Here is a 17605-nt window from a genome sequence, read left to right on the forward strand (position 1 = left end):
CTTGCGAGGACACCGCACATGGACAGCCCGCAGCAGCGGAACGACGGCACGGCCCCCGGCGGCACGCCCCCTGGCGACACCACGCCCCCCGGCGGGGCCGAACCAGCGCGCCCGGCCCCGAAGCGGACTCCGCTGACCCGCGCCCTGGACACCATCCAGACCCTGCGCCGACGCCTGGACGAGCGCCAGGGCGACCAGCCCGTCGCCGTCGTCGGCGTCGGGCTGCGGCTCCCCGGCGGCATCGACGGCCTCGACGCCTACTGGTCCGCGCTCGCCGAGGGCCGCGACCTCGTCCGGCCGATGCCCGCCTCCCGCAAGGGCCCCCTCGCCCGCGCGTGGGAGGGGCTCCCGCAGCGCGGCGGATTCCTGGACGAGGTGCTCGACTTCGACGCGGACTTCTTCGGCATCAGCCCGCGCGAGGCCCGCCATCTCGACCCGCAGCACCGCATGCTCCTCGAAGTCAGCTGGGAGGCCCTGGAGAACGCCGCGCTCCCCGTCGGCCGTCTCACCGGCGCGGGCTTCTACCTCGGCATCATGTGGCAGGACTACCGCGACTGGCTGGCGGGCGAGCCCGACGCGTACTGGACCACCGGCAACGGGCACAACTTCGCGGCCGGGCGCATCGCTCACGCGCTCGGCCTCAACGGACCCGCGCTCGCCGTCGACACCGCCTGCTCCTCCTCGCTGGTCGCCGTCCACCTCGCCGTACAGGCGCTGCGGCGCGGCGAGTGCGAGACCGCGTTCGCCGCCGGGGTCAACCTGATCATGTCTCCCCGCTCCACCCGGCTGGTCCGGGAGACCCGTTCGCTGTCGCCGGACGGTCTGTGCCGCACCTTCGACGCCCGCGCCGCCGGCTTCACCCGGGGGGAGGGCTGCGGAGCCGTCGTCCTCAAACGGCTCGACCACGCCCTGCGCGACGGCGACCGGGTGCACGCCGTGATCCGCGGCTCGGCGCTCAACCAGGACGGCCGCGCGGGCGGCTTCACCGCGCCGAACGTCCGCTCCCAGGTCTCCCTGACCGAGACCGTCCTCGCCGCCGCCGGTCTGGAGCCCTCCGACATCGGATACGTCGAGACGCACGGCACCGGCACCCCGCTCGGCGATCCGATCGAGATGGAGGCCCTGGCCACGGCCCTCGGCCGCCGCAACGGCGGCGCGCCGCTGCCCGTCGGAGCGGTCAAGACCAACCTCGGACATCTGGAGTCCGCCGCCGGGATCGCCGGACTGATCAAGGCCGTGCTCTGTCTGCGGGAGCGCCGGATCCCGCCCGTGGTGCACTTCCGCACCCTCAATCCGCGCATCGACCTCTCCGGCACCGGCATCACCGTGCCGACCGCCCTCATGGACTGGCCCGCCGGGGCCGGGGCGCACGCGGCGGTCAGCTCCTTCGGGATGAGCGGCACCAACGCGCAGGTCGTCCTCGGTCCGCCGAGCGAGGCCGAGACGGCGGCGGCCCGCCCGGAGGCCGGGCCCGCCCCGGCGGTCGAGGCGTTCGAGATCTCGGCCCGGACGCCCGGCGCGCTGCGGGACCTCGCGGGCGCGTACGCCGAACGCCTTCGCGCCCTGCCCGAGGGCGAGTACGCGGCCTTCGCCCACACGGCCGGAGCGGGCAGGACCCGGCTGGAGGTCCGGGCCCGGGTCGCCGCGAAGGACCCCGCCGCCGCCCGCGCGGCGCTGAACGCCCTGGCGTCCGGGGCGGACAGCCCCGCCGTCGCGGTGACGGAAGCGCCCGTGAACGGCCCCGACCCCGTGATCGGCGCCGGACTTCCGCGCCGGGTCGCCGAGCTGCCCTCCTACCCCTGGCAGCGCCGGCGGTACGCCCCGGCCGGCGCGGAGCCCCCCGCCGATCCCTCCCGCCACCGCGTCGAGTGGCTCCCGGCCGCCCCGGCCGCCCGAGCCGCCGCGCCCGGCGGCACACGGCTGATCCTCGCCGGGGACGACCGCCCCCTCCTGACCGCCCTCGCCCGCGCGGCGGCGGCCCGGGGTCTCACCGGCACCCTGCTGACACCGCCGGAGCCGGAGCCGGCCATGGCAACGGACACGGGCAGGGACACGGGCAGGGACACCGGCACCGGCACCGGCACCGGCACGGAGACGGCGGACACGGACACGGGCACGGAGGCGGCGGGCCCGGGCACGGAGACCGAGACGGCGGACCCGGACCTCGGCGCCGACCGGCCGGAGTCGGCCGTTCCGGACGGCTGGGAGACCGGGCCGCTGCCCGGTGACGCCGAGCGCTGGCGGGCGTTCTGGGCGGAGTGGGACGGCGGACCCGCCCGGATCGTCCTCGCCCCGAGGCCCACCGCCCCGCCCACGGCGGACGGCGGCCCCGGCGGCTGGGGGGCCGAGCCGTGCGCGGCCGTCACCGGGACCGTCGCGGCCGCCGCGGCCCCCGGGGCCTCGGTGTACGTGGTGACGCGCGCCGCCCGCCGCACCGGCCCCGAGGACACGGTCACCGCCACCGACCACGCCGCCCTGCACGGACTCGCCCCGGTCCTCGGGCTCGAACTCTCCCCGGCCTGGGGCGGGATCGTCGACCTCCCGGAGGAGCCGACGGCCCGCGACCTGACCGCGCTGCTCGACTTCGCCGAGGCCCCGAGCCGGCCCGCCGACGCCCCCGGCCGGGCTCCGGCGCGCGAGGACTCGGCCGCCGTACGGGACGGCCGGGTGCTGCTTCCCCGGCTCCGCCCCGCGCCCGCGCCGCCCGCCGCCGAGGGCCCGCCGGTACGCGCCGACGCGACCTATCTCGTCACCGGGGGCCTCGGGGCCGTCGGCCGTGAGCTGGCCGCCGATCTGGTCGAGCGCGGCGCACGGCATCTGCTGCTCATCGGCCGCCGCGAGGAGGACGAACTCGGCCCGGAGGCGCTCGCGTTCCTGTCCGCGCTGAGACGCCGCGCCGACCGCGTCGTCTACCGGGGCGGCGGCTGCGACACGCAGGCGGCGCTCGCCGCCGCGTGCGCGCCCTTGGAGGAGCTGCCCCCGGTCCGGGGCGTGATCCATACGGCGGGCACCGTCGCGTACGGGCCGGCGGCGGGCGCGGGCGTCGCCGAGTTCGCCGACGCGCTGCGGAACAAGGCCGCCGGAGCCTGGTGGCTGCACCGCGCCTCGGCCGCCTGGGAACTGGACTTCTACGTGCTGACCTCGTCGGTCTCCGCCGTGTGGGGCACCGACCGGTGCGCCGCCTACGCGGCGGCCAACGGATCGCTCGACGGCCTGGCCGCGCACCGCCGTTCGCTGGGGCTGCCCGCGCTGAGCATCGCGTACGGCCCCTGGGCGCTCGACGGCCGGGGCATGGCCGACGACGCGGCGCGCGAGCGGTACGCCCGGCTCGGCGTCGGCGAACTCGACGCCCGGGCGGGCCGCGCGGCGGCGGCCGGGCCCGCGCCGGGGGACGCCGGTCACCTCGTGGTCTGCCCGCTGGACCCGGACCGCTTCGCCCGGGTGATGGCGGGCGTACGCCCCCGGGGCCTGCTCTCCCGCACGGACCCGGGGGACCGGACGGATCCGGAAGCCCGCACGGACCTGGAAGACCGGACGATCGGGACGGACCCGGGAGACCGGGCGACCAGGACGGGCCCGGCGAACCCCGCGGGACCACCCGACCCCGACCCCGGCCACCCCGTACCCTCCCTGACCTCCTCAACGGCGGACGTCTCCGAACCCTCCGTCGTCCGCGCCCTCGCCCTCCTCCCCGAACGCGCCCGCGCGGAGGCGGCGACGGCGGAGGTGGCCCGGATCCTCGCCGGAGTGCTCGGGCACGACGACGCCCGTGCCGTACGCCGGGACACCGGCTTCTTCGACCTCGGTCTCGACTCGATCTCCGCCGTCGATCTGGCGGCCCGTCTCGCCTCGGCCTTCGAGACCCCGCTCCTGGCCGCCGAGGTCTTCGACCACCCCACGGTCACCCGGCTCGCCGCCCGTCTGCGCGACCGCCCGGCCCCTGCGGCCCCTGCGGCCGTTCCGCCCCGCCGCGCTCCCGGAGCCGCGCCGGACGAAGCCGCTTCGGACGAACCCGTCTCGGACGAACCCGTCTCGGACCAGCGCGAGTCGGCGGAGCGCGACGCCGAGCCCGTCGCGATCGTCGGCATGGCCGGACGCTTCCCGGGCGCGGACTCCGTCGACGAGCTGTGGGAGCTGCTGCGGGACGGCCGCGACGGGGTCGGCGCGGTCCCCGAGGGCCGCTTCGCCCCCGGGATCCTCGGCGGCGACACGGGCGAGCCCGGACGCGTCACCGGCGACCAGGGCGGATTCCTGCGGGACATCGACCGCTTCGACGCCGACTTCTTCGGCATCCCGGCCCGCGAGGCCGAGAACCTCGACCCGCAGCAGCGCATGCTCCTGGAGTCGGCCTGGCACGCCCTGGAGGACGGCGGCATCGACCCGAGCGGCCTCCACGGGACCCGTACCGGAGTGTTCGTCGGCATCAGCTACGCCGACTACGCCCGGCTGCTCGCCCAGGCCGGCCCGGACGGCCCCGACGCCTACTACGGCACGGGCACCGCGCTGAACGCGGCGGCCGGCCGGATCGCCTACGCGCTCGGCCTCAACGGACCCGCGCTCGCCGTGGACACCGCCTGCTCCTCGTCGCTGGTCGCGCTCCACCTGGGCATCCGCTCCCTGCGCTCCGGCGAGAGCGACACGGTCCTCGCGGGCGGGGTCAACATCATCCTCGACCCGGCGGCCTCCATCGCCGTCAGCCGCGCCCACATGCTCTCGCCCGGCGGCCGCTGCCGCACCTTCTCGGCCGACGCCGACGGCTTCGTCCGCTCCGAGGGCTGCGGCGTCCTGGTCCTGAAGCGGCTGTCCGACGCCCGGCGGGACGGCGACCGGGTGCTCGCCCTGATCCGGGGCAGCGCCGTCAACCAGGACGGCGCGTCCTCCGGATTCACCGCCCCCAACGGCACCGCCCAGGAGGCGATGCTCACCGCCGCGCTCGCCGACGCCCGCACCCCCGGCTCCGAGATCTCCTATCTGGAGGCGCACGGCACCGGCACCGCGCTGGGCGACCCCATCGAGATCGGCGCGGCCTGGCGGGTGCTCGGCGAGAACCGCCCGCCCGGCGCGCCCCTGCGCGTCGGCTCGGTGAAGAGCAACATCGGCCACTGCGAGTCCGCCGCCGGCATGGCGGCCGTCATCAAGACGGTCCTCGCGCTCCGGCACGGGCTCATCCCCGGCAATCTGCACTTCTCCGAGCCCAATCCGGGCATCGACTGGGCCTCGATGAACGTCCAGGTCGTGGAGAGCGCGACCCCGTGGCGGGCCACGGCCGGACCGCGGGTCGCGGGCGTCTCGGGCTTCGGCTTCACCGGCACCAACGCGCATGTGATCCTCGCCGAGGAGCCCGGCCCCGCTCCCGCGCCGGAGGAGGCCGCGGCCGGCCCGTATCTGCTGCCGCTCTCCGCCCCCGACCCCGCCGGACTGGACCGGCTCGCCGAAGCCTGGCGCCGCCGGGTGGAGCGGGCGGACCCCGCCGAACTGCCGGGACTCGCCGCCGTCGCCGCCACCGGCCGCGCCCACTTCCCGTACCGCAGGGCCCTCCTCGGCCACGGCCGCGAGCAGCTCCTCGCCGCGCCCGGGCGGCGGGCGGCGGCGCCCCGGCCCGGCGGAGCCCCGCCCCGTATCGCGTTCCTCTTCTCCGGGCAGGGCAGCCAGTACGCCGGGATGGGCCGCGAACTCTACGAGAGCGAACCGGTCTTCCGCGCCGCCTACGACGAGTGCGACCGGCTGCTCGCCCCGGCGCTCGGGGCCTCGCTCACCGACCTCGTCCTGCGCCCCGAGGACCCGGCCGCCCTCGACGAGACCCGGATCACCCAGCCGGCCCTGGTCGCCCTGGAGGTCGCGCTCGCCGCGCTCTGGGAGTCCTGGGGCGTGCTGCCCTCGGCCGTGATGGGCCACAGCGTCGGCGAGATCTCCGCCGCGCTCTGCGCCAAGGTGATGGACCTGCCCACGGGGCTCGCCCTGATCGCGGACCGAGCCCGGCTGATGCAGTCCACCGAACGCGGCGCGATGCTCGCCCTGATGGCCCCCGAGGAGGACGCGGCCCGCTGGGCCGAGGAGGCCGGGGTCGACCTCGCGGCCGTCAACGGGCCCCGCGCCGCCGTCGTCTCCGGCGCGGCCCCCGACATCGGCGACCTGGAGAAGCGGCTCACCGGACTCGGCGTCCGCCACCGGCGGCTCAGCGTCTCGCACGCCTTCCACTCACGGCTGCTCGAACCGGTCCTGGACGAGTTCTCCGCCGCGCTGGCGCCGCTGGCCTTCGGACCGCCCGCGGTGCCGCTGATCTCCAATGTGACGGGACGGCTCGCCGGGGAGGGGGAGCACGACGCCGCGTACTGGCGCGAACACGCCCGCAGTCCGGTCCGGTTCCTCGACGGGGCCCGCCGGCTGGGCGACCCCGCCCTCGACATCGACGTCTGTCTGGAGATCGGCCCCGACCGTACGCTCGTCAATCTGGTCGGCGCGGCGGGCGCGGCCCCGCCCGGCGGCATCGCCTTCTCCCTGCGCCGGGGCGCGGGGGCCCGGGACACCCTGCTCGCCGCCGCCGCGAAACTGTACGAGCGGGGCCAGGCACTCGACTGGCGGCGGATCAGCGGAGTCCGGCGCGGGCCCCGCCCCGACGCCCCGCGCTACCCCTTCGCCGACACCCGGCACTGGACCCGCGCCGCCCCGCTCGCCTCCATGACCACCCAGGCCCCCGTCGCCCCGCTCGCCTCCATGACCACCCAGGCCCCCGTCGCCCCGCTCGCCTCCATGACCCCGCTCGCCTCCGTGACCCCGCCCGATCCCACCGCCCCGCCGACGCCCGTGCCCGTGCCCGGGCTCGGAGCAGCCCCCGCCTGGGGCACCCCGCTGCGCTCCCCGGCCCTGTCCGGCCGGGTCTTCGCCACCGTGCGCGCCGCCGACCACCCGCCCCATCTGACGGACCACCGCCTCTTCGGCGTCGTCTCCGTCCCCGGGGCCTCCCAGACCGCCACCGCCCTCTCGGCGCTCGGCGACGGCGGCGACCCCGTCGTCCTGGAGGATCTGCACTTCCCGCGCGCCCTCGTGCTGCGCGACGGCGAACGCTACGACGTGCAGATCATCGAGGCGCGACAGGACCACGGCTCCCGCACCGTGAGCGTCCAGAGCCTGATCGACGCCGACCGGGGACAGTGGCGCGAGCACCTCGCCGCCCGCGTCGCCGACCCGGACGAGCAGCCCGTACGCCCCGCGCCGCCCGACCCCGCGAGCTTCGCCGGCGCCGCCCGGCAACGGGTCGGCGGAGCACGCTTCTACGGTCATCTCCGCGCCCTCGGATACCACCTCGGACCGTCCTTCCGCTGGATCCGCGAGGTGTGGATCGACGGGGACGAGGCGATCGTGGAGTTCGCCGAACCGGACGGGATGAACGAGAGCCCCGACGGCTACGCGATCCACCCCGGCCTGCTCGACTCCCTGCTCCAGTCCACCGTGGCCTTCGCGGTGGCCGCGGCCGGACCCGGCGAGGCCGCCGAGGAACCGGCCCTCGCGATCCCGTTCGCCGCCGACCGCGTCGCCTTCGCCGGACGCCCCCGGCGCGGAGCCCGCCTCTGGGGCCATGTCCGCGCCGTCCGGAGCGACCGGGACTCCGCCGACTTCCTCGCCGTCGACTCCGCCGATCTGCGGCTCTTCGACGACGACGGCGCGACCGTCCTCGCCGTCGACCGGTTCCGGTTCCGGCGGGCCCCGCGCTCCCTCCTCGAACGGTCGCTGCGCGAACGCGTCCGCCACGCCCACGAACTGCGCACGGAACCGGTCGCCGCGCCCGCCCCGCACCCCGGCGGCCGCCGGATCGCGGTCGCCGGAGCCGAGTCCCCGCCGGTCCGCACCCTCGTCGCGGCGCTCGAACGGCTGGGCCACCGGGTGACCGCGGTCCCCGGCCACGGCATCCCCCGCGCCGAGGCCGACCTGATCGTGGACGTCCGCTTCCTCGCCGCGCCCGACGGACCGCCCTGCCCGCCCGAGACCGCCCTGAACGCCGTCCGGACCCTGGCGGGCTCACTCCGCGACACCCCGAGACATCTCCCGTACGCCGTGGTCGTCCCCGCGCCCGCGCCGGACGCCCAGGGACCCGACGCCTCCGCGCCGCTGCGGGAAGCGCTCTGGGGCCTGCTCGCCTCCCTGGAGGCCGAGCAGCCCGACCGCGCGCTGCTCCGGCTGACCTCCCGGGCCGGCGCCGGGCCGGACGCCGTCGCCGCCGCCCTCGTCGACGCGCTGGAGCGCGGATTCCCCGAACCCCGCCTGGAGATCGACGCGGCCGGTCCGCGCGCCGTACGGCTGGTCGCCCGTGACGAGCCACGGCCCGACGGCCCGCCGGACGGGGTGGCGGGCGCCGCCGCGCTCATCACCGGCGGCCTCGGCGCGCTGGGCCTGGGCACCGCCCGGATCCTCGCCGGCTGGGGCGTCGCCGACCTCACCCTGATGGGCCGCTCCGCACCGGACGACCGGGCCCGCGCCGCCGTCGACGCCCTCAGCGCGGGCGGCGTCCGGGTCCGGACCGTCCAGGGCGACGTCACCGAACCCGCCGACTGCCGCCGGGCCGTCGCCGAGGCCGGACGGCACACCCCGCTGCGGCTCGTGCTCCATCTGGCCGGCGCGACCGACGACCGCGCCTTCGAGCGCCTCGACGACGCGGCCCTCGCCCATGTCTTCGCGGCCAAGGCCGCCGGCGCGCACCACCTCGCCGAGGCGCTCGCCGCCGCCGGGTGCGAGCCGCGCGCCCTGGTGCTGTACTCCTCGGCGTCCGCCGTGCTCGGCTCGGCCGGACAGGCCGGCTACGCGGCGGCCAACGGCTTCCTCGACGGCCTCGCACGGTCGCTGCGCGCGGCCGGGACCCCGGCCACCAGCATCGCCTGGGGGCCGTGGACCACCGAGGACCACGGCGGCCTCGCCGCCACCGACGCCGTCCGGCGGGCGATCGGCCGGCGCGGCGTCGAACCCCTGGACGACCGGGCCGCCGCCGATCTGCTGCACCTCGCGATCACGGGCCGCGCCGCGCATCTGGCGGCCGTCGCCGTCGACGCCCGGCGGTACGCCGCCACGGGCGGACCCGCCTCGGCGCTCGTCGGCGGTGCGGACGACGGCGCCGCCCGGGACGCCGGACCCGCCGACCGCCGGAGCGAGCCCCGGGGAGCCCTGCGCCGGACCCTGGCCGGTCTCGACCGGGAGGACGCCCACGACCGGCTCCGCGACCGGGTGCGGGAGTGCCTCGCCGAAGTCCTCGGCGAACGGCCCGCCGACGACGACGATCTGGGCTTCAGCGATCTGGGCCTCGACTCGATCATGGTCATCGATCTGCGGACCCGGCTCTCCCACGCCCTCGCCCTCGAACTGCCCGCGACCGTCGCGCTCGACCACCCCACGGTCGCGCTGCTCACCGCCTACGCGGGCGGGCTGATCCGCGCCGAGGAGGGGACCGGGGAGCCGACGGCGGCCGAGCCCGCACGACCGGCGGCCGCGCCCCGGGAGCCCGCGCTCGGGGAGCCCGCGCTTCGGGAGCCCGCACCCGTCCCGTACGCGGGGGAGGCGGCGCACCCGCCTCCGAGCCCCGCAGCGGCGGCGGAACCCGAGGACCTGTCCTTCGACGAACTCGTCCGCGCCGTCCGGGCGGACCTGGCAGAAGAGAAGTGAGAGCGGACACCGTGGACGACAACGCCCTGGACCCCGGCCGGATCCGGCAGCTGATGGCGGACCAGCTCAGACTCTCCCGACGGCTGCGCGCCCGGATCCGGGAGATGGAGGAGGAACGCCGCGCGCCCGTCGCCGTCGTGGGCATGGGCCTGCGGCTGCCGGGCGGCCTCACCTCGCCCGACGCGTACTGGGACTTCCTGCGCGGCGACGCCGACGCCCTCGGCCCGATCCCGCACGACCGGCCGGGGCTGCGCGCCGTGCACCGCCCCGGGCCCGCCGCCCCCGGCCGCTCCTATGTCGACCGGGCCGGATTCCTCGACGACATCGCCCACTTCGACGCCGGCTTCTTCGGCATCTCCCAGCGCGAGGCGAGACTCCTGGACCCGCAGCAGCGGATGCTCCTGGAGACCTCCTGGGAGGCGCTGGAGCGGGCCGGGATCGCGGTCCGCAGGGCCGAGCGGCTGCCCGTCGGCGTCTACCTCGGCATGATGGCGTCCGAGTACAGCGAACGCCTCGAAGACCGCGCGGACATGAGCCGGATCGATCCGTACTACACCACCGGCGGCGGGCTGTGCTTCGGAGCCGGGCGCATCAGCCACACGATGGGCTTCTCCGGCCCCGTCGTCAGCGTCGACACCGCCTGCTCCTCCTCGCTGTCGGCCCTGCACCTCGCCGTCCGGGGGCTGCGCGCGGGGGAGTGCCGTTACGCGCTGGCCTGCGGGTCCAATCTGCTGCTCTCGGCCGGGCTGATGGTGTCCCTGTGCCAGACCCGGGCGCTCGCGCCCGACGGCCGCTCGAAGTCCTTCCTCGCCTCCGCCGACGGGTACGGTCGCGGCGAGGGCGTCGGGGCCGTGGCCCTGATGCGGCTCGCCGACGCCGAGCGCGAGGGCCGGCCGATCCTCGCCGTCGTCCGGGGCTCCGCCGTCGGCCACGACGGGGCCGCCTCCGGCCTCACCGCGCCCAACGGCCCCGCCCAGCAGGAGGTGATCGCCGCCGCGCTCGCCGACGCGGGCGTCGAGCCCCGCGAACTGGGCTGGATCGAGGCGCACGGCACCGGCACCGCGCTGGGCGACCCGATCGAGGCCGGCGCGCTCGACGCGGTCCTCGGCGCGGCGGCGCGGGAGCGCGGGGCGCCGCTCTCCATCGGCAGCGTCAAGGCACGCCTGGGCCATCTCGAAGCCGCCTCCGGCGTCGCCGCCCTCATCAAGACCGTCCTGATGCTCCACCACGCCGAGATCCCGGCCGCCGCCTCCCCCGGCGACGGCCCCCTCAACCCCCACATCCCCTGGGACCGCGTCGCCCTCACCGTCCCCCGCGCCAACCAGCCCTGGCCGGCCTCCCTCCCGCGCCGTCTGGCAGGCGTCAACTCCTTCGGCATGAGCGGCACCAACGTCCATGTGGTGCTGGAGGCGTACCAGCCGTCCCCCGGCCCCTCGGCCGCGCCGCCCGCCGGCCAGGACCCCGAGCGCCCCGAGCCGGTCGCCGGGACCCCACGGCCCCGGCCCGAGCTGGTCGTGCTGTCCGCCAGGGATCCGGAGGCGCTCGCGGAGCTGGCCGGGGCGGTCGCCGAGCGGCTGCGCGGAGCCGGTCCCGAACTGCTCCCCGCGCTCTGCCACACCCTGCGCACCGGCCGCGCCCCGCTCCCGTACCGCGTCGCCGTCACCGGGGACACGGCGGCCGAGCTGGCCGAGCGGCTCGTCGCGGCCGTGCGCCGCCCCGGCGGTCCGGCGCACGTGGGCGCGGCGCCGCGCCGACTCGCCCTGCGGGTCGGCGAGGACAGCGCGGCGGCGGCCGTCACCGGACTGACCGCCGCCCTGCCCTGGCTCGCGCGAGCGGAACCTCAACCGCAGGAGCAGGAGCAGGCACGGGCACGGGCGGAGACCGAAGCGGAAGCGGAAGCAGCGGCGGCGGAACGCGCCCCCCGCGCGACGGACCGGCTGGCCGCCCTCCTCGCCCGGTTCGGCGTCCGCCCGCGCGTCGAACCGGACGGCCCGGACGGCCCGGACGGCCCGGATGAACCCGCCGGACCGCATGGCCCGGACGACGCGATCCCGCGCCCCGGCGACACCGCCGTCGCCTACCCGGCACGGGCGGCCACCCCCGTGCACGCCCTGCTCGCCCTGCTCGGCCGGCTCTTCGAGGCCGGGTTCGACCCGCGGCTCGACGCGCTGTCCCCGCCCGGCGCCCGGCTGACCGGCGAACTGCCCACCTACCCCTTCCGGCGCAAGCGGTACTGGGTGGACGAGCCGAGCCCGGCGGGCCGCGCGCCCCGGCCGGACGGCGATCCGGCGGCCCCGGACGCGTCCGCCGCGCCCCCGGTCCGCGCCGCCGTCCGCGCCCATGTGCTCACCGCGCTCCAGGACGCGCTGGAGGCCGCGGACGAACCCGACATGGACCTCTCCTTCCTGGAGTCCGGCGGCGACTCCTTCATCGCGACCCTCTTCATCACCCGGGTCGAGGAGCGCTTCGCCATCACCCTCGGCCGCGAGGATCTGCCGCTCGACCTGCCGCTCAAGACCCTCGTCGGCGCCCTCGTCGACGACATCGCCGCCGGACGGGAGACGAGCGTGTGAACCCCTTCACCCGTCCCCTCCGCAACGACGACCCGGCGCTGCGCCTGGTGGTCTGCCACCACGCGGGCGGCTCCGGAAGCGCCTACTTCCCGCTGGGCAGAAGCCTCCCGCCCGACTGGGACCTGCTGCTGGCCGATCTGCCAGGCCGGGGCAGACGCCATCGCGAAGCGCCGCTGCGCGACCTCTCCGCGATGGTGGAGCGGCTCACCGAGGACGTACTGCCGCTGACCGGCCCGCCGCTCGCGCTGTTCGGACACAGCATGGGCGCGGCCGTCGTGGCGGGCACGGCCCTCGCCCTGGAACGGCGCGGCGCGCCCGTCGCCTGGGTCGGCGTCTCCGGGCGGCTCGCGCCCGCCGACTGCGGTCCCGTCGAGGATCTGGACCCCGGACTGTCCGACCGGAGGCTGATGGCGGGCCTCGGCCGGCTGGGCGGCATCCCGGCGCGCTTCGACGAGGCCCCCGAGTTCCGCCGCCGCTTCCTCCGACTGGTGCGCGGCGATCTGTACGCGCTCGGGTCCGCGCACCCCGACCCGGCCCGCCGTCGGCTCGCCGCGCCGCTCACCGCGTTCGGCGCGGCCGGGGACGAGACGGCGCCCGCGAGCCGGCTCGGCGGCTGGGCGGCCGAGACGGCCGGCCCGTTCCGCAGCCGGGTCTTCGACGGCGGTCACTTCCACTTCTTCGACGACGGCTTCGCGGCCCTGGGCGCGGCCCTCGTCGCCGAGATCCGCCGGGTCGTGCCCGGCGCCGACGGCCCCGAAGGCGTACGCCGCGCTCCCGCTCCCACCACCACAGGAGGTCAGACATGACGCAGGACGGCACCGCGCGCGAACCGGTCGACATGCGCCGGCTGATGACCGGATTCCCCACCGGGGTCTGCATCGTCACATCCCTGGACGACCAAGTCCCCTGGGGCATGACCTGCACCTCGCTGTGCAGCGTCGCCCTCGACCCGCCGACGCTCCTGGTCTGTCTGCGCCGGGGCAGCCCGACGCTGAAGGCCGTGCTGGGCAGCCGCGCGTTCGCCGTCAACCTGCTTCACCACGAGGCCCGTCCGGCCGCCGAGCTGTTCGCGTCCGGGACGCCCGACCGGTTCAGCCGGATCGCCTGGGAGATGGACGACGAGGCCCGCGGACCCCATCTGGTGAAATCCGCGCACACTGTCGCCGACTGCGTCGTCAGCGACTCCAGCGAGGTCGGCGACCACGTCGTCACCATGGGCCGGGTCCGCCGGCTGACCGCCCTCACGACCCAGGACCCCCTGCTGTACGGGCTCCGCCGCTACGCCGCCTGGCCCGAGGCCGTGGCCGCCGCCGACCCCCACTTCGACTTCATCAACTAACCCACCCGTCCGTCACCAGCCCGAAGGACGATATGACCGCCAACCAGGAACCGGCCGCCGACGCCCGTGAATCCGTACCGGCCGCCGGCGCCGGTGAACCCGTACGGGCCGATGTATGCGTCATCGGGTCCGGAATCGTCGGACTGATCAACACCATCGCGCTCGCCAAACGCGGACTCACCGTCGTCTGCGTCGACCAGCCCACGGCCAAACAGCGGGAGAGCTACAAGGTCGGCGAATCCCTGCTGATCTTCTCCAACGCCTTTCTGCGCACCCTCGGCGAACTGGACGACGCCCTCAACGGCTCCTTCCAGAAGGCCGGCTTCTGGATGGCGTACGGACTGGAGGGCCGCGCCTCCTTCGACGACGCCGTCTCCGAGTGGGGCTTCCAGAGCACGCTGCCGAAGCACTGGTACGAGAGGTTCACCAGCGCCTACTTCCCGCGCGTCATGTTCCAGGACTCGCAGATCGTCCGGCCGGAGATCGAGGCCGAACTGCGCGAACGCGCCCGGGCCATGGACGGGGTCACGCTGCTGGAACGCGGGCTGGTCCGCGACACCGAACTCGGCGACGACGGCGCCGACCACCTCATCCGCTGGACCTCCCGCGACAAGAAGGAGTCGGGGCAGGTCGCGGCCCGCTGGATGGTCGACTGCTCGGGGCGCGCCCGGCTGCTGGCCCGCGCGTACGGCCACGATCTGCCCCTGGACGACGAGTTCAGGACCACCGCGGCCTGGGGCCAGTTCAAGAACTGCGACGACGGACTGTTCGGCGACGACTGGAACTACCGCTTCCCGGACGGCGATGTGGCCCGCCGGGACCGCAACACCCTGCATCTGTGGGGCGACGGCTACTGGATCTGGGTCATCCGGCTCGCCGGGGACCGGGTCAGCATCGGGGTGAGCTACGACCGCGGCCGCCCCCCGGAGGACGGCAACGCCCGCGACGTCTTCTGGAAGGTGCTGCGCCGCTATCCCATGCTGGAGTGGCTCAAGGAGGAGGACCTCCTCGAATTCAGCGCCTACCGGGACGTCCAGCACTGCACCGACACCTTCGTCTCGCCGAAGCGGTACGCCATGGTGGGCGACGCCTCCTCGATCATCGACGCCTACTACAGCCAGGGCGTCTCCCTGTCGATGACGGCGTCGTGGCACATCGCCAACATCGCCCAGCGCGACATCGCGGAGGGCCGGCTCGACCGCGAGTATCTGGACCATGTGAACCGGGCGGCGACCGCGGACTGGCGCATCATGCGCTCCATGGTCCGCTCCAAGTACAGCCCGGCCATCGCGGACAGCCGGTTCTTCGTCCTCGACCACCTCCTCGATCTGACGATCTTCGGGGCGGCGATGCTCGCCCGCTTCCGGGCCTCGCGCTGGCTCATCGAGACCGGCGGCCGCACCGGCCGGGAGACCACCGAACACGCCCTGCTGCGCGAGGGCCTGTCCCGCCGGCTCTTCCTCTCGCAGTCCGCGCCCTGGCACCGCGTCGACCCCCATGTGGTGGCCGGGGCCGTCGAGCGCTGGCACCGGGGTCTGGAACGGCGGGCGATACGGCGGCTGGACGCCGGGGTGCGGCTGCCCGCCGTCAAGGCGGGACTGCGGGCGAACGCCGCGCTGCCCGGCATCTGGAAGCTGCCGCTGAGACAGCGCCCCGGGGCCGTCGACATGACCCTGCCCGCGCCGTCGCGCGAACCGCGCTTCCTCCAGGTCCGGGGCGACGAGCACCGGCCCGTGCACATGGCGGTCTCCGGGACGGTGCTGCTCGCCCTCGCCTCCGCCGCCACCCTCGTCGACGTCGCCGACACCCAGGTGCGCAGGCTCCGCGGACTCGTCCGGGCGTCCCGGAGGCGGTGAACGAGCGGGGCCCGGGGCCGCCCCGGGCCCCGCTACCCCACATGGATCCGCGGCCGCCGGGCGGGATCCGGTTCCGCGCGGCGCAGCACCTCCCGGGTGACCGGGGCCGTCTCGCCCTCGCCGAAGACGAGGAAGCTCAGCAGATGGCCGAAGGGAGCCCCCTCGGTCCAGGTGAAGTACGCGTGCGGGACCCGGCCCGTGCGGTCGCGGATCCGCATCAGCACGGCCGCGATGGTGTTGGGCACGGTCGCGCCCTCCACCCGCAGCCGGCGCACCCCGTACTTCTCGTCGCCGCGCACCCGCAGATCCGCCGTGAAGTCGGAGGAGTCCCGGACGAACACCTCCAGGAACAGCACGGGCCGGCCCCCGGGGATATGGGTCTCCCGCCGCTGGCTGTACTCCTTGATCCGGTACTCGGCCCGGCTGTGCTCGGACGGCTCGTTCGCGATGATCCGCAGCGGGCCGGGCGAGGCCGCGTGGTCGATGAACCGGGCCGCCGTCTCGTCGAAGACCACGTCCGCCGCGCGCAGCTCGAAGGCGCGGTGCACCCGGGAGGCGAAGGACGTCAGCACGATCGCCACGATGAACAGCGACGCGATCTTGATGCCGTCCGGCCGTTCGATCACATTGGCGACCGTGGTGTAGAGGAAGACCGCGGTGATCGCGCCGAAGCCGATCGCCGCCCGCCGGTGGCCCCGGCGGCGGGCCGCGACCGTGGAGGCGAAGGCCGCCGACAGCATCAGGACCAGGACGCCGGTGGCGTACGCGCCGCTCTGCTTGTCCACGTTCGCGTCGAAGTAGACGGTGATGCCGACCGCGATCGCCGAGAACACCAGCACCAGGGGCCGCACCGCCCGGGTCCACTCCGGGGCCATCCCGTACCGGGGCAGGAACCGGGGCACGAGATTGAGCAGGCCCGCGAGGGCGGAGGCGCCCGCGAACCACAGGATGCAGATGGTGGAGACGTCGTAGACGGTGCCGAACACCTCGCCCAGACAGCGGTGGGCCAGATAGGCGAGCGCCCGGCCGTTCGCCGGGCCGCCCGCCTTGAAGTCCTCCTGCGGGATCAGCAGGGTCGTCGCCAGGCTGGACAGCAGCAGAAAGCAGCTCATGATCAGCGCCGCGGTGGTGAGCAGTCTGCGCGTGTCGCGGATCCGGCCGGCGGGATTCTCGTACGTGTCGCCCGCGTCGCCGCGGATCTGCGGCATCACCGCCACCCCGGTCTCGAACCCGGACATGCCGAGCGCCAGCTTGGGGAAGACCAGCAGCGCCACCCCGATCATCACCCAGGGGGAGGAGTGCTCGGCGGTCATCGCGTCCCACCAGTCGGGGACCGCCACCGGCCGGGAGACCACCTGCCACGCGGCGGCGGCCAGCACCGCCACGTTCAGCGTGAGATAGACGACGACGAGGACGACGGCGATCCCGATCGCCTCGCGGAAGCCCTTGAGGAAGACCGCGGCGAGCAGTCCGAGCAGGACCAGGGTGATCCACAGCTCGGCGTCGTGCAGCGCGGCGGGGGCGAACGGGTTCTCCACCACATGCGCCGAGGCGTCGGCGGCCGAAAGGGTGATGGTGATGATGAAGTCGGTCGCGGCGAAGCCGAGCAGCACCAGCACCAGCAGCTTCCCCGACCACCAGGGCAGCAGCCGCTCCAGCATGGCGATCGAGCCCTCGCCGTGCGGTGACTCCCGGGCCACCCTGCGGTAGACCGGCAGCGCGCCGAGCAGGGTCAGCGCCAGCAGTCCGAGCGTGGCCAGCGGGGAGAGCAGCCCGGCCGCGAGCGCCGCGATGCCGGGCTGGTAGCCGAGGGTGGAGAAGTAGTCCACGCCGGTCAGGCACATCACCCGCCACCAGCGGTGGCCCCGGTGCTCGGGGGGCGGGGTGCCGTGCGGTCCGGGGAGGCGGGCGGCGGTCTCGCTCAGCCCGTCCAGCAGCCAGGCACGGCAGCGGCCGCGCACGCCCGCGCCGCGCGCGCCGCCGTCGGCCGGTGTGCCGGTCATGGACGCGCCCTCCCTGTCCCTCGCCCGGCCGGTGCCTGGACGCCTCCGGGGCCGTACGGGACCGGCCCGGCGGTCCGGGAGGTCCCGCGCCCATCGTCGCCCGGTCCCGGGCCCCCGGCAGCCCGTACAGGTTGCGTCAAGAGCGCGCCCGGCGCCGTCAGGGACGTGTCAACGAAGGGCGTACGG

Annotated in this window: 6 protein-coding genes; 5 read left to right on the forward strand and 1 reads right to left on the reverse strand. The window is 76.0% G+C overall.

Annotated elements, in window-relative coordinates; all coding sequences use genetic code 11:
* Positions 1-18: 18 nt before the first annotated feature.
* Genes ACF089_RS21855 through ACF089_RS21875 form a run of 5 tightly spaced genes read left to right on the forward strand, consistent with a single transcriptional unit; the run spans position 19 to position 15416 of the window.
* Positions 19-9648 carry an SDR family NAD(P)-dependent oxidoreductase gene (locus ACF089_RS21855; protein ID WP_392028991.1) on the forward strand — a complete coding sequence of 3210 codons (9630 nt, stop codon included), beginning with the start codon at positions 19-21 and terminating at the stop codon, positions 9646-9648.
* A complete protein-coding gene (locus tag ACF089_RS21860; protein WP_392028993.1) occupies positions 9645-12221 on the forward strand; it encodes a beta-ketoacyl synthase N-terminal-like domain-containing protein in 2577 nt (858 codons plus the stop codon). The genes ACF089_RS21855 and ACF089_RS21860 overlap by 4 nt, the downstream gene beginning before the upstream one ends.
* On the forward strand, positions 12218-13027 hold the full coding sequence (locus tag ACF089_RS21865; RefSeq protein WP_392028995.1) for a thioesterase II family protein: 810 nt from the start codon (positions 12218-12220) through the stop codon (positions 13025-13027). Before ACF089_RS21860 ends, ACF089_RS21865 begins: the two co-directional genes overlap by 4 nt.
* Positions 13024-13560, forward strand: a complete 537-nt coding sequence (locus ACF089_RS21870; RefSeq protein ID WP_392028997.1) for a flavin reductase family protein — start codon at positions 13024-13026, stop codon at positions 13558-13560. The genes ACF089_RS21865 and ACF089_RS21870 overlap by 4 nt, the downstream gene beginning before the upstream one ends.
* A gap of 32 nt (positions 13561-13592) precedes the next feature.
* A complete protein-coding gene (locus tag ACF089_RS21875; protein ID WP_392028999.1) occupies positions 13593-15416 on the forward strand; it encodes a hypothetical protein in 1824 nt (607 codons plus the stop codon).
* Between the two features lie 32 nt (positions 15417-15448).
* Here the strand turns inward: ACF089_RS21875 and ACF089_RS21880 are convergent, their stop codons facing one another.
* Positions 15449-17419, reverse strand: coding sequence for an amino acid transporter (locus tag ACF089_RS21880; protein WP_392029000.1), 1971 nt, complete (start codon positions 17417-17419; stop codon positions 15449-15451).
* Between the last annotated feature and the right edge of the window lie 186 nt (positions 17420-17605).

The sequence above is a fragment of the Streptomyces sp. NPDC014894 genome, from assembly GCF_043080985.1.
Lineage (GTDB): Bacteria > Actinomycetota > Actinomycetes > Streptomycetales > Streptomycetaceae > Streptomyces.

What these genes read in the sequence shown, in the direction of transcription:
- ACF089_RS21855 (WP_392028991.1), top strand. Translation starts at nt 19, where the DNA reads ATGGACAGCCCGCAGCAGCGGAACGACGGCACGGCCCCCGGCGGCACG.
- ACF089_RS21870 (WP_392028997.1), top strand. Translation starts at nt 13,024, where the DNA reads ATGACGCAGGACGGCACCGCGCGCGAACCGGTCGACATGCGCCGGCTG.
- ACF089_RS21875 (WP_392028999.1), top strand. Translation starts at nt 13,593, where the DNA reads ATGACCGCCAACCAGGAACCGGCCGCCGACGCCCGTGAATCCGTACCG.
- ACF089_RS21880 (WP_392029000.1), bottom strand. Translation starts at nt 17,419, where the DNA reads ATGACCGGCACACCGGCCGACGGCGGCGCGCGCGGCGCGGGCGTGCGC.